General features: G+C 65.4%; 11 protein-coding genes. 2 read left to right on the top strand and 9 right to left on the bottom strand.

What is annotated here, in order from left to right; translation table 11 throughout:
* Window positions 1-13: 13 nt before the first annotated feature.
* Window positions 14-841, bottom strand: coding sequence for an aldo/keto reductase (locus JQC81_RS02595; protein ID WP_203270157.1), 828 nt, complete (start codon window positions 839-841; stop codon window positions 14-16).
* Window positions 842-1003: 162 nt separating this feature from the next.
* On the opposite strand from JQC81_RS02595, the gene JQC81_RS02590 reads away from it, so the two are divergent.
* Complete coding sequence (locus JQC81_RS02590) at window positions 1004-2083, top strand: flavodoxin family protein (RefSeq protein WP_203270156.1); 1080 nt, start codon at window positions 1004-1006, stop codon at window positions 2081-2083.
* Between the two features lie 63 nt (window positions 2084-2146).
* Here the strand turns inward: JQC81_RS02590 and JQC81_RS02585 are convergent, their stop codons facing one another.
* Genes JQC81_RS02585 through JQC81_RS02575 form a run of 3 tightly spaced genes read right to left on the bottom strand, consistent with a single transcriptional unit; the run spans window position 2147 to window position 4717 of the window.
* Complete coding sequence (locus JQC81_RS02585) at window positions 2147-2932, bottom strand: MetQ/NlpA family ABC transporter substrate-binding protein (protein ID WP_203270155.1); 786 nt, start codon at window positions 2930-2932, stop codon at window positions 2147-2149.
* A 35-nt stretch (window positions 2933-2967) separates the two neighbouring features.
* Window positions 2968-3633: a methionine ABC transporter permease gene (locus JQC81_RS02580; RefSeq protein WP_203270154.1), complete on the bottom strand. Its 666-nt coding sequence runs from the start codon at window positions 3631-3633 to the stop codon at window positions 2968-2970.
* The gene (locus tag JQC81_RS02575; RefSeq protein ID WP_210347052.1) at window positions 3623-4717 is read right to left on the bottom strand and encodes a methionine ABC transporter ATP-binding protein; all 1095 of its coding nucleotides are present in this window, start codon (window positions 4715-4717) and stop codon (window positions 3623-3625) included. Before JQC81_RS02575 ends, JQC81_RS02580 begins: the two co-directional genes overlap by 11 nt.
* 257 nt (window positions 4718-4974) lie before the next feature.
* Between JQC81_RS02575 and JQC81_RS02570 the strand changes: the two genes are divergently transcribed.
* Entirely contained in the window at window positions 4975-7071 is a 2097-nt protein-coding gene (locus JQC81_RS02570) for an ABC transporter ATP-binding protein/permease (RefSeq protein WP_203270153.1), read from the top strand.
* A 269-nt stretch (window positions 7072-7340) separates the two neighbouring features.
* Here the strand turns inward: JQC81_RS02570 and JQC81_RS02565 are convergent, their stop codons facing one another.
* From JQC81_RS02565 to hisS, 5 genes are all read right to left on the bottom strand, one after another.
* Entirely contained in the window at window positions 7341-7823 is a 483-nt protein-coding gene (locus JQC81_RS02565) for an META domain-containing protein (protein WP_203270152.1), read from the bottom strand.
* Window positions 7824-7933: 110 nt separating this feature from the next.
* Complete coding sequence (gene hisG / locus JQC81_RS02560; protein ID WP_203270151.1) at window positions 7934-8908, bottom strand: ATP phosphoribosyltransferase; 975 nt, start codon at window positions 8906-8908, stop codon at window positions 7934-7936.
* The gene (locus tag JQC81_RS02555) at window positions 8908-10002 is read right to left on the bottom strand and encodes an ATP phosphoribosyltransferase regulatory subunit (protein WP_203270150.1); all 1095 of its coding nucleotides are present in this window, start codon (window positions 10000-10002) and stop codon (window positions 8908-8910) included. Before JQC81_RS02555 ends, hisG begins: the two co-directional genes overlap by 1 nt.
* Before the next feature lie 665 nt (window positions 10003-10667).
* Window positions 10668-11105, bottom strand: a complete 438-nt coding sequence (locus JQC81_RS02550) for a hypothetical protein (RefSeq protein WP_203270149.1) — start codon at window positions 11103-11105, stop codon at window positions 10668-10670.
* Window positions 11106-11175: 70 nt separating this feature from the next.
* Window positions 11176-12660 carry a histidine--tRNA ligase gene (gene hisS, locus JQC81_RS02545; protein ID WP_203270148.1) on the bottom strand — a complete coding sequence of 495 codons (1485 nt, stop codon included), beginning with the start codon at window positions 12658-12660 and terminating at the stop codon, window positions 11176-11178.
* Window positions 12661-12696: the final 36 nt, after the last annotated feature.

Genomic DNA, 12696 nt, shown 5'->3' with positions numbered 1-12696 from the left:
CCATCCCCGATGATCAGGCAAACACCGCCGGGTCGGGGCCGACGCGGCCCGAGGCGCTGTCGAGAGCCTCGATGGCGCGCATGTCGTCCGCATCGAGCTGGAAGTCGAACACGTCGATGTTCTCGCGGATGCGTGACGGCGTCACGGATTTCGGAATGACCACGAAGCCGTTGTCGAGGTGCCAGCGCAGGATGACCTGGGCGGGCGTCTTGCCGTATTTGCGCCCGATGGCGGCGAAGGTCTCGTCGGACAGGATCGTGCCTTGCCCGAGCGGCCCCCAGCATTCCGTGACGACGCCGTTTGCCTTGTGGAAGGCTTGCAGTTCCTTCTGCTGGAACCGGGGATGCAGCTCGATCTGGTTGACGGCAGGCGTCACGCCGGTCTCGTCGATCACACGTTGCAGATGCGGCACCATGAAGTTCGAAACGCCGATGGATTTTGCCCGTCCGTCCTGCTGCAGCTTGATCAGCGCCCGCCAGGTGTCGCGATAGGCCTCGCTGCCCGCCACCGGCCAATGGATGAGGTAGAGATCCACATAATCGACCTTGAGGCGCGCCAGGCTCTCGTCGAAAGCGCGCAGGGTGCTGTCGTAGCCCTGACGGTCGTTCCACACCTTGGTGGTGATGAAGAGGTGGTCGCGCGGGACGGAGGTGGAGCGGATAGCCTCGCCCACGCCCTCCTCGTTACCGTAGATCGATGCCGTGTCGATGGAGCGGTAGCCGGCCTCGATGGCTCCTGCGACGGCGCTCTTGGCTTCCTCGTTGGAGACCCGCCAGACGCCGAAGCCCACTTGCGGCATCGCGTTTCCATCGTTCAGGCGGATCGTGGGTATGGTCGACATCGGCTGCTCCGTAGATCGTGCGGAAGGGAGGGTGGGCTTCGAGGTAGGGCTTGGGACCCGATAAGCAAATAGTGATGATCCAACATCAACGAAGCGCCGGAACCGGCATGGATAACCTGCGTTCCAAGCTTGGCAACCACGCCGCAACGCAGGAGCTGCGCTTTGTCCTCTCCAGAAGCACGAAAGGGTACGCCCGATCCGACCCTCGACGAGGCTGAGTTCCGCAGCAGGTTTCTCGAGCAGTTTCAGGACCCGGCCTACGAACCGCTCGGGACCGAGTTGCAGCGGATTGCCGACGCGGCCTGGGATGCCTTTAGCCATCACCGCAAGAGCCCCAAGACCCGCAAGGCCGGTCCCGGCTTCGCCGATCCCGATTACGATCTTGCCGTTGACTGGATTGCCGCCAGGGACGCCATCGACGTGGCGCAGAAGCGGCATGAGGATCCGAACGGCCCGGCCCGCTTCCTGTTGATTTCAGCCTCCTCCCGCAGCGAGCACACCTGTCCGGGCGAGATGTCCAAGAGCTACCGCCTCGTGGAGATCGCCCATCAGGTTCTCGGCAGCGCCGAGAACACAGAGGTCGAGGTGCTGGAACTCAGCCGTCTCACCGCGGAGTACGGGCGCCACATCCACCCCTGCAAGGCCTGTTTCTCGACGGCGGCGGCTTTGTGCCACTGGCCGTGCTCCTGCTATCCCAACTACTCGCTCGGGCAGGTCCATGACTGGATGAACGAGATCTACCCGAAATGGGTTGAGGCGCACGGGGTGATGATCGTCACGCCGGTGAACTGGTATCAGGTGTCCTCGCCCTTGAAGCTGATGATGGACCGCCTCGTCTGCGCTGACGGCGGCAACCCGGACCCGACCTCGACCCAGGGCAAGAAGACCAACATCGCGAAGGGCATGGAGCTGAAGGGCTGGGATTATCCCAAGCACCTGGAAGGCCGGCTCTTCTCCGTCATCGTCCACGGCGACACGGAGGGCGCAGGCGGCGTTCGCCACTCTATCTCCGACTGGCTGAGTGCCATGGATCTCATTCCGGCCGGCGCCGCCGCGGAGCTCGACCGCTATATCGGCTACTGGAAACCCTATGCCACGAGCCACGAGGAATTGGATCAGGACGAGGCTATACAGGACGAGGTGCGCAACGCCGCCTGGACACTGCTCGAAGCCGTGAAGGCCAAGAGGCAGGGGAGCCTCGTGACGGCCGGAGAGAACCTGAAGGAGCCGCGGCAGAAGTGACGCGGCAAAGAAAAAGGCCGGGCGCAAGCCCGGCCTTCTGCAAGATCGCAAAGCAACCGGAGCTTACCAGCTGGCGAGCACCGCGCCCTTGAACTTCTCCTCCACGAACTTCTTCACCTCGGGCGAGCGATAGGCTTCGACGAGGGTCTTCACCCACGGCTTATCTTTGTCCGCGGCGCGCACGGCGATGATGTTGACGTAGGGACCCTTTGGGTTCTCGCGAGTGAGGGCGTCCTTGACCGGGTCGAGGCCGGCCTGCGTGGCATAGTTGGTGTTGATGACGGCGGCATCCACGTCGTCGAGCACGCGCGGCGCCTGAGCTGCGTCGATCTCGGTGAACTTCAGCTTCTTGGTGTTCTCGGTGACGTCGAGGATCGTCGGCTTGAAGCCCACGCCGTCCTTCAGCTTGATCACGCCCTTGTCCTGGAGGAGCAGAAGCGCGCGTCCGCCATTGGTGGGATCGTTCGGGATGGCGATGCTCGCGCCGTTCGGCAGCGCATCGAAGGACTTGTGCTTCTTGGAGTAGATGCCGATCGGAAAGTTCACGGTCTGCGCGACGGTCTCGATCTTGTAGCCGCGGGTTTCCTTCTGGTTGTCCAGATACGGCTGATGCTGGAACGAGTTCGCCTCCAATTCGCCGGAGGACAGGGCCTCGTTCGGCACCACGTAATCGGAGAATTCGACGATCTTGATGTCGAGGCCTTTCTGCGCTGCCAGCGGCTTCACGGCTTCCAGAATCTGCGCATGCGGGCCGGGCGTGACGCCGATGCGCAGCGTCTGGGTCTGCGCGAGAGCCGGCAGGGCGGCAAGGGAGAAGAGGGCGGCGAGGCCCAGGTTCTTCAGGGACATCGTGTTACTCCTTGTGCGATGTTACTTGACGGTGATCAGGCGTGGCGGATGCGCTTGTTGAGGCGGCGGGCGAGGCGATCGCCGATGCTCTGCACCGCCTGGACGAGGACGATGAGCACGACCACCACGGCGAGCATCATCTCGGGCATGAAGCGCTGGTAGCCGTAGCGAATGCCGAGATCGCCGAGGCCTCCGCCGCCGACCGCACCCACCATGGCCGAGAAGCCGAGCAGGGAGACGATCGCGAGCGTCAGGCCGAGAACGATGCCGGGGAGGGCCTCCGGGATCAGGACTTTCAGCACGATCTGGAGCGGGGTCGCACCGAAGGCGCGCGCCGCCTCGATGAGACCCTGATCCACCTCGCGGATCGCACCTTCGATGAGCCGCGCGATGAACGGCGTTGCGGCGATGGTCAGCGGCACGATGGCGGCGTTGGTGCCGATGGACGTGCCGGCGATCAGGCGCGTGAAGGGAATGATCGCCACCACGAGGATGATGAAGGGCGTGGAGCGCGTGGCGTTGACGATCAGGCCGAGCACGCGATTGACCCAAGGGGCTGCGAAGAGCTCGCCCTTGCCCGAGGTGGCGAGATAGACGCCGAGCGGCAGCCCGAAGAGAGTCGCAATCAGGGCCGAGACCGCGACCATGTAGAGGGTTTCGCCCGTGGAGGCGGCGATGAGGTTGATCATCTCAGGCGACATAGCCGAGGACCTCCGTGTCGAGACCGTGCTTCTTCAGAAAGTCGAGGGTGGTGGAAACCGACGTTTCCGGCACGCCGACGACCAGTGTGCCGAAGGGGCGTCCTGCAATCTCGTCCACCGAACCGGACAGGATATTGGCTTCGATATCGAGGTCGCGGGCGAGCCGCGCCAGAACCGGATCGGTGGCATGGGGGCCACGGAAGCCAATACGAATGACGGCCTGGCTGCCGGGCGTCGCCTCGGATGTGAGTCTGCTCTGCACATAGGGCGGCAACGCGCGACCGGATTCGTCGGCCAGGAAGGAGCGGGTGACCTCGTGCTGCGGCCGGGTGAAGACCTCGAACACATTGCCCTGCTCGACGATGCCGCCACCTTCGATCACCGCGACCTCGCGGGCGATATTGCGGATCACGGCCATCTCATGGGTGATGAGCAGGATGGTGAGGCCGAGTTCCTCGTTGATGCGCGCGAGCAGGTCGAGGATCGACCGGGTGGTCTCCGGGTCGAGGGCCGAGGTTGCCTCGTCGGAGAGCAGAACCTTGGGCTTGGTGGCGAGCGCCCGGGCGATGCCCACGCGCTGCTTCTGGCCACCGGAGAGCTCGGACGGATAACGGTTGCGCTTGTCGGAGAGGCCGACTAGGGCGAGAAGCTCCTCGACCCGCGTCCGGATGTCCGCCTTATCGTAGCCTGCCACCTCGAGGGGGAGGGCGATGTTTTGGGCGGCCGTGCGCGAGGACAGCAGGTTGAAGTGCTGGAAGATCATGCCGATGGAGCGGCGCGCATGCCGAAGCGCCGCCTCGGGCAGGGCCGCGATGTCGGCGCCATCCACGATCACCTTGCCGGAGGAGGGCTTCTCAAGGCCGTTCACCAGACGGATCAGGGTCGACTTGCCGGCGCCGGAGCGGCCGATCACGCCGAGGATGGAGCCCTGGGGGACCGTGAGGTCGATCTCGCGCAGGGCCGTCACGGGCTGGCCGTCGCGACCGGGGAAGGTCTTCGACACCTTCTCCAGGCGCACGATGGGCTGGGCCGGAATCAGGCGCTGGGCCGGCGTGTTGCCGATATAGCCAAGGGGAGCGTTCATTAATCCGTCTTCAGGATGTCTCGTATCGGACAAGACAGATGGGGGATGCCGTTCTCCATGTCAACGGTTTTGTTCTTTTAAGAGGACAGTTTTTTTTAAAGAACGTTCTAACGCACCAGACCCCTGGCTGTTATTGTCACAAGGCCGCTATGGCGCACCCAGAGAAGAAGTTCTTCCTTTCTTTCGCCACAAGCGCCATTGATCCGGCTGCCTTGAGTTTCTAAGAGCCGGGGCAGGGATCCTGGCAGGAGATGCGTATGATCAAGGCGAGCCTCGTGCTGGCACTCGTGGGGTTGGGGGTTCTGGCGGCCTCCGTGTCCGTGGCGGTCGACGTTCCGTTCTACCTGCCCCTCTCGACCCTGGCCCTTGCCGGGGTTGCGTTCGTGGGTCGCGCGATCCCGAAATTCCTGCGCATCTTCCTCGTGATGCTCACGGCCACGCATCTCATCCTTGTGGCGCTGATCCTCGGTGCCCGGGCCGGCTTTATCACGGGCGACTACACGGGCTATGTCCCACCGCCATCCGCGGCTCTCGGCGCGGCGGCATTCGGCGCGATCATCTTCGGGCTCTCCTATGTTCCCGTCATTCGCACCATCTGCCGCATCACCGACCGATACCTCAATTCCCAAGCCGACAGCATCATCCGCATTCCATTCATCGGTCTCGTGCGGGCGCGGGAGGGCACTATCGGCACTTGGTTCATCGGAACCCTGATCGCAATCAACCTCGCGCAGGTGGCTCTCAACGTCCGTCTCAGCTTCTTCTCGCGCGACATGTTCAATGCACTGGAAGCCAAGGATGCGGCGGCCTTCTGGTATCAGCTCTTCATCATCTTCACGCCGCTCGCGGCCGTCTTCGTGGCCATCGCGCTCACCGAGGTGCTGCTGCAGAACGTACTCACCATCCGCTGGCGCGCCTATCTCAACACCTACTACGTCGGCGAGTGGCTGGGCGACGGCGCCCATTACCGGATGCAGCTGATCGGCCGCGGCGCCGACAACCCGGACCAGCGCATCTCGGAAGACCTGCGCAAGTTTGTCGAGAGCACCTATTCGCTCTCTGTCGGCCTCATGAATCAGGCGGCCACGCTGGTCTCCTTCGTAGCGATCCTCTGGACGATCTCGGCCGGCTTCACCTTCCCAGGCACAAACGTGGAGGTGCCGGGGCTGCTGGTCTGGGTCTGCGCCGGTTACGCGATCCTCGGCACCTGGGTGACGCACCTGATCGGCCGCCCGCTCATCGGCCTTAACTTCGAGCAGGAGCGGGTGGAGGCGAACTACCGCTTCTCCCTGGCGCGCCTGCGCGAGTACACTGAGCAGGTGGCGCTTCTGTCCGGCGAACCGGCCGAGCGGGAGGGCATCGCCCGGCGCTTCGGCCAGATCGTCGACAACTACATGCGGATCGTCATCCGCCTCATCAAGCTGAACACCTTCACGTCGGCCTATTTCCAGGCCAATGTGGTAGTGCCCTATATGCTCACCGCGCCCTACTACTTCATCGGCAGGATCTCGCTCGGCCAGATGCAGCAGGTGGTCGGCGCCTTCTCGCGGGTGGAGTCGGCGCTCACCTACTTTATCACGATCTATACGACGCTTGCCGACTACAAGGCCGTGCTCGACCGTCTCACCACCTTCGAGGGCGCGATCGCGTCGGCGCAGCGGGTCGGCGGCGAGAGTAAGCTTGCCATCACGCAGGTTCCCGGCCGCGAGCTGCGCCTGAAAAACCTCGACGTGCGCCTGCCCGACGGCAGCACCCTCCTACATGCGGAGGGCCTTGCCTTCCGTCCGGGCGAGCGCACGCTCATGACCGGTCCGTCGGGGTCGGGCAAGTCCACCCTGTTCCGCGCCATCGCCGGCATCTGGCCTTTCGGCGAGGGCGAGGTGCAGGTGCCGGAGGGGCAGACCATGATGCTCCTGCCGCAGCGGCCCTACATCCCCATCGGCAATCTGCGCGAGGCGGTGACCTATCCCGGGGAAGCGAATGCCTACAGCGACGCCGAGATCGCCGAGGCCCTGCGGGCGGCGAAGCTGCCCCAGATCGCCGATCGTCTCGACGAGGAGCGGGCCTGGGGCCAGACCTTGTCGCTGGGCGAGCAGCAGCGCCTTGCGGTGGCCCGTGCGCTTCTGGCCAAGCCCGACTGGCTGTTCCTGGACGAGGCGACCGCGGCCCTCGACGAGCCGACGGAGGCCGAGGTCTATCGCATCATCAAGGAGAAGCTGCCGCAGACCACGGTGGTGTCCATCGGCCACCGTTCGACGCTCGCGGCCTTCCATGACCGGCGCATCGACATGAAGAAGACGGAGAGCGGCCTCTCCACCCCCGTGGACCTGCGCCAGGCGGAGCCTGCGGAGTGAGGCATCCTTCGTCATCACCAGCATTGTGCCGGTGATCTCGATGATGTTGAACGCGATGCTTTTCGGAAATGGGATGGCCGGGACAAGCCCGGCTATGACGAGGTGGGTGTCATCCCCGGCGGTCCGCAGAACCGGGAAGGGGATCCACGATCACGCTCAGCGCTATGGATTCCCTTCCCCTCCGCTGCGCTCCGGCCGGGAATGACACTGAGACAAACAAAGAAGGCCGGCTTGAAGCCGGCCTTTTCATTCAATCCCCAGCGAAAGCCTCAGAGAGAGCGCTCGAAGCGCAGCTCGCCGCCGTTCTGGGTCTTGATGATCAGGTTGCGGCCATCGATGTCCCACTTGCCCGAAGAGCGGAGCGCCACGAGGAAGGACTGCTCGATGGCCATGGCGGACTTGTCGCAGCTCTTCTTCGTCAGGGCGAAGGGGCCGACGGCCAGCACCTGCTCGCGCAGCGGGTAGGCCGCGGTGGCATAGGTGTTGCAGCCGGAAAAGCCGGTGGCGCGCATCTGGTCGTCGAGCCTGAAGCTCGGGCGCTCGCCGGTGAAGGGCTTGCCGTTCAGGCTCACGGCCACCCAGGAAGAGTTGAGCGGGAAGATCTTGCCGTTCTGGCCAGGCTGCGGAACCTTGGTGTCGACCTGACGGGTCGGGCCGACCGGGCGGCCGAGGGTGGCGGCGGCTGACTGGGCATGAGCTCCCGAGGCGGCGGCCAGAGCCACCAGGCATGTCGCAAGTCGAAGCGCGTTCATCGGAACCTCTACATCGGAAACGTCCGGACCATAAGGAACCTTGCGCGCAGAGGCAACGCCCAAGGTGATCACATGGTGATGTTGTCCTGGTCCCGCTGGAGAAATCGCACCTAGCCGATGCGCCGCAGCAGCCGCTCGGTGAGCGCATTCGTAGGACGGAACAGGTAATCGAAGGCCCGGACGGAGATGTCCTGGGCTCCGAGGTTCTGCAGGGCCGTCACGATGTCGAACACGGTTGCGGTGCGGCAATGGAGCACGATCTCGCGCCCCAGGGCATTGCCATAGGGCAGGGTAGCGCCGTGCTCCCTGACGAGCGGCGCCAGGCCTGCGGCTTTCGCCGGATCGAGGCACGCCCGAACCTCGCGGCTCGTGCGCGCTTCCTCCTCGGCGGCGATGCGGGTGAGCACGGCCGTGGCGGCGGCCTTGGCCCGATCCGTCCAGGGCGCCCGGGCGGAGGCCACGAGGTTGGCCTCGGAGCGCAGCATCACCCCGTCGTCGAGGATCTTCAGGGCATTGGCGGCGAGTGTCGCCCCGGTGGTGGTTATGTCCACGATCAGCTCCGCCGAGCCCGCGCCCGGCGCGCCTTCCGTGGCGCCCAGGCTCTCGACGATCCGGTAGTCGGACACGCCCTTTTCGGCGAAGAAGCGGCGGGTGAGGTTCACGTACTTGGTCGCCACCCGCATCTTGGTGCCGTGGCGGGCACGGATGTCGGCCGCCACCTCGTCGAGATCGGCCATTGTCCGCACATCGATCCAGGCCTGCGGCACCGCCACCACCACGTTGGCATGGCCGAAGCCGAGCGGCGTCAGCATCTCGACGGCCGTATCCGCATCCGGGATCTGCTCGCGGATCAGATCCTCGCCGGTGATACCGAGATGGGCCGTGCCCGAGCTGAGCTGGCTCACGATCTCGGAGGCCGACAGGAAAGCGACCTCCACGTCCGGAACGCCTTTGAGCGTGCCGCGGTAATCGCGCGCGCCGCGGGACTGGGTGAAGACGAGCCCGGCGCGGGCGAAGAACGCGGCCGCGTTCTCCTGCAGGCGGCCCTTGGAGGGGACAGCGAGAATAAGGGGAGTATCGGTCATCAGGGCCTCCCCACGATGCGGTCGAGCCAGAAGGAGCAGCCGACCGCCGGGATCGGGGCCTCGGCGCCCAGGTGCTCCAGCAGACGGTCATAGCGCCCGCCGCCGACGACGGGTTTTCCATCGCTGCGGCGCGTGTCCTGCACCTCGAAGATGAAGCCCGTGTAGTAGTCGAGATTGCGCGCAAAGGTGGCGGCAAACGAGAAGCTGCGAACGTCGAGGCCGCGGGCGGCCATGAAGCCGGTGCGCTCCTCGAACAGGGTCAGGGCCGGGCCGATATCGAGGCCCGCATCCCTGGCGAGCGCCCGAACCGCATGGGCTGCCTGATCGGGGTCGCCTGCGATGGCAAGATAGCGCTCCAGCACCTGCCGGGCCTCGTCCGCCAAGCCGGTGCGGTTGGCGGCACGGGCCAGGAAGCGCTCGGCGATCTCGCCAGCGCTGCGCCCGCCGACCCGGGCGATGCCCGCAATCGACAGGATGTCCTCCACGAAGGCCTTGGCCGCCTGGGGCGCCTGCCCCTCGATGGCGGCGAGAAGGCCCGCATGCTCCTGGGCGGCCGGACCCTCGGGCTCGGCGAGGCTCGCCAGCCCCTGGCCCGACACGATGGCGCGTATCACCCGCCGCTTGGCGGCCGGTGCCACGCCCAGCGCGTCGATCAGGGCGTGGAGAAGACCCATGTCGCCGAGCTTCACGACAGGGGCGGGACCGCCGAGCCGGGCCAAGCCTTCGAGGGCGAGGCCCAGGATTTCCGCATCGACCGCCGACACGTCGGTCCGGCCGATGGATTCCAGGCCCGCCTGCAGGAACTCGCCGCTTTCCCCCGTACGCATCCGGAAGACCGGGCCGCCATAGGAATAGCCCAGGGGCTCGGCGCCGCGCTGGGCAAGATGCTGGAGGCAGACGGGAATGGTGTATTCGGGCCTGAGGCACAGCTCCGTGCCGTCAGCATTCTGCGTCACGAACATGCGCCGCCGGATGTCCTCGCCCGACAGGTCGATGAACACGTCCGCCGGCTGCAGCACCGGCGGCTCGACACGCGCATAGCCCTCGCGCTCAAACAGCGCGATCAGCGCAACAATGGCATCCGTCTCCGTCACTGGCCTGGCTCAATCCCTTATGCTGGCATGCTCTCTAGCAATGCCGGGGCACGATGGCGATTGTTTTTGGCAGGAAGGGTGAACGGGGTCCGTAGCGGGCATGCTTGATAAGCGCCTTGCCGCTGAGGCGGAGCTGCCAGCAAGCGACTTGTCACAGAGCCAGCACCTTCGGGCCTGAGGCTGTGTAGCCTCAAGCCTAAAGGTTGATCGAGGGTGGCGCGACGGGCAGCCCGGCTCGATGTGGTGTGGTGAAAGTGGAAGAGCCGAACTGCTCTTTCGCGCGCGGCTTCTTTAGGCGTTCAAGCGAGACCAGCCCGGTGACCGCCTCAGGCGTTGCCCGTCTGCTCGACGGGGGCCTGAGACCGATTCCGACCACCGGCCCACAGCCTGGGCCTCCTGTCGGTGCTGCTTGCGAGGCTGCACTACAGGACCGTGTCTGCTCCCACACTGCGACGCCTCGCGAGCGCGCCCCTCGTCAGGAGCAGATCTACGCAACCTTATAGCCGAGCTTGCAGCAACAGTCAAGAACAAAGTGGGAACACATCCTCGCCTCCACTGCGTCATGGCTGCACTCGTTGCGGCCATCCACGTCGTTAGCCTCTCAAAAACGTGGATGGCCGGGACGGGCCCGGCCATGACGATAAAGGATGTTGGGGCAGATAACCTCAGTGCTTCTCGGCCGTATCGCTCTTGGCCTTTGCTGACTTGCGCTTGCTGTCCCCGCTCGAGCGGTTCACGTATTTCACCTTCTTGGGTTCCGCCTTGCCGCTCTCTTCGCCCACGAGGCTCGGCGGCAGGAAGTGGCGAGCGGCTTCCGTAACGACACCAGCGACGGCGCCGGCGGCCGTCTGGGTCAGGTCGGCGGTCTGGGAGCCGGCATCAGCCACCGCCGCGCCCGCTTTCTTGGCGGTGCGGGTGCGGGTCAGGGCGGCGGCGGCGGCACCTGCGGCGGCGATCAGGGCATCTGCCAGGATCTCGCGCCCGAGCTCCGAATTGACCAGATCCATGAGGCCCGACTTCTTGGCCGATTTCGCCAGCTTCGTGCCGGTGCTCTTGCCAGAGGCCTTCTTCGCTTTACTGCCGCTCTTCTTGTCCTTCGCCATATTCATCTCCTGATGGTCAAGCTTCCGAGACAACCCGAAGGTTAGCATCGGGGTTCCCGAACGGCCAAGGTTAACCGAAATGGCGGGCGAGAACCTCGCGCACGGCCTCGACCAGCTTGCTCTCGGCGACCGAGAACTGCGCCGGGCGGGCGGCCTTCCACTCCTCATTGGAGGCGATGGCCTGGGCCGCTTTTGCGCCTTCGATCAGGTCCTTGATCTCGACCTCGCCGCGCTCGCGCTCGTTGGAGCCCTGAATAATCACGCAGGGGCTCCCCCGCCGGTCGGCGTATTTCATCTGGGCCTTCATGCCCGAGGAGCCGAGATAGAGCTCGGCCCGGATCCCGGCCTGCCGCAGGGCCGAGACCATGCGCTGGTAGGCGGCGATCTGGTCGCGGTCCATGACGAGCACCACCACCGGGCCGGGCTTCTCGGAGCCCGACACGATGGGGCTTTTGACCATCTGCAGGGCCGAGAGCAGGCGCGAGACGCCGATGGAGAAGCCCGTCGCCGGAACGGGCTCGGAGCGGAAGCGGCCCACGAGGCCGTCATAGCGCCCACCGCCGCCCACCGATCCGAAGCGGACGGGACGCCCGTCCTCGTCCTGAACCTGGAAGGTCAGCTCCGCCTCGTAGACGGGGCCGGTGTAGTATTCGAGGCCGCGCACCACGGAAGGGTCGATGGTCACGCGATCCTCATAGCCGGAAGAGGCAACAAGTGATGCGATCTCCGCGAGTTCGTCCGCACCTTCGAGGCCTCGGGTGGAGGAGCCGACAACCTTGCGCAGGTTCTCGACCGTCGCCGCATTGTCCTGGCCCTTAGCGGCGGTGAAGGCGAGCACGCGTTCGATGGCGTTCGGCTCAAGGCCAGCACCCTTCGTGAAGTCGCCGCTCTCGTCCTTGCGGCCCGCGCCCAGGAGCTGGCTCACGCCCTCAGGCCCGAGGCGGTCGAGCTTGTCGATGGCGCGCAGCACCGTGAGGCGCTGGCCGGCCTTGTCGTCTCCGCCGAGGCCGATGGCCTCCAGCACGCCGTCGAGAACCTTGCGGTTGTTGATCTTGATGATGAAGTCGCCGCGCTTCAGGCCGAGCCGCTCCATGGTGTCGGCCGCCATCATGCAGATTTCCGCATCCGCCGCGACGGAGGCGGCGCCCACCGTGTCGGCGTCGAACTGCATGAATTGGCGGAAGCGGCCGGGGCCCGGCTTCTCGTTGCGGAACACCCAGCCGGCCCGGTAGCTGCGATAGGGCTTGGGCAGCGCATCGAAATTCTCGGCCACGTAGCGGGCGAGCGGCGCGGTCAGGTCGTAGCGAAGCGACAGCCACTGTTCGTCATCGTCCTGGAACGAGAACACGCCCTCGTTCGGCCTGTCCTGGTCGGGCAGGAACTTGCCCAGCGAGTCGGTGTACTCGACGAAGGGCGTCTCGACGCCCTCGAAGCCGTAGAGCTCATAGGATTCACGGATCGCCGCCAGCATGCGCTCGGTGGCGGAAAGATCGGCGGGAGTGCGGTCGGCAAAGCCGCGCGGGGCGCGGGCCTTGATCTTGTCGGCCTTGGACATGGGATTTTACGGCAGCCGTTTGTTGGAAAGAACGTG

The organism is Microvirga arabica, from assembly GCF_016811235.1.
In the GTDB taxonomy this organism is placed as follows: Bacteria; Pseudomonadota; Alphaproteobacteria; order Rhizobiales; family Beijerinckiaceae; genus Microvirga; species Microvirga arabica.
This window is presented reverse-complemented; position numbering and strand designations above follow the sequence as displayed.

Coding starts and splice junctions, on each gene's coding strand:
- JQC81_RS02595 (WP_203270157.1), bottom strand. CDS start 841: ATGTCGACCATACCCACGATCCGCCTGAACGATGGAAACGCGATGCCG.
- JQC81_RS02585 (WP_203270155.1), bottom strand. CDS start 2,932: ATGTCCCTGAAGAACCTGGGCCTCGCCGCCCTCTTCTCCCTTGCCGCC.
- JQC81_RS02580 (WP_203270154.1), bottom strand. CDS start 3,633: ATGTCGCCTGAGATGATCAACCTCATCGCCGCCTCCACGGGCGAAACC.
- JQC81_RS02575 (WP_210347052.1), bottom strand. CDS start 4,717: ATGAACGCTCCCCTTGGCTATATCGGCAACACGCCGGCCCAGCGCCTG.
- JQC81_RS02570 (WP_203270153.1), top strand. CDS start 4,975: ATGATCAAGGCGAGCCTCGTGCTGGCACTCGTGGGGTTGGGGGTTCTG.
- JQC81_RS02565 (WP_203270152.1), bottom strand. CDS start 7,823: ATGAACGCGCTTCGACTTGCGACATGCCTGGTGGCTCTGGCCGCCGCC.
- hisG (WP_203270151.1), bottom strand. CDS start 8,908: ATGACCGATACTCCCCTTATTCTCGCTGTCCCCTCCAAGGGCCGCCTG.
- JQC81_RS02550 (WP_203270149.1), bottom strand. CDS start 11,105: ATGGCGAAGGACAAGAAGAGCGGCAGTAAAGCGAAGAAGGCCTCTGGC.
- hisS (WP_203270148.1), bottom strand. CDS start 12,660: ATGTCCAAGGCCGACAAGATCAAGGCCCGCGCCCCGCGCGGCTTTGCC.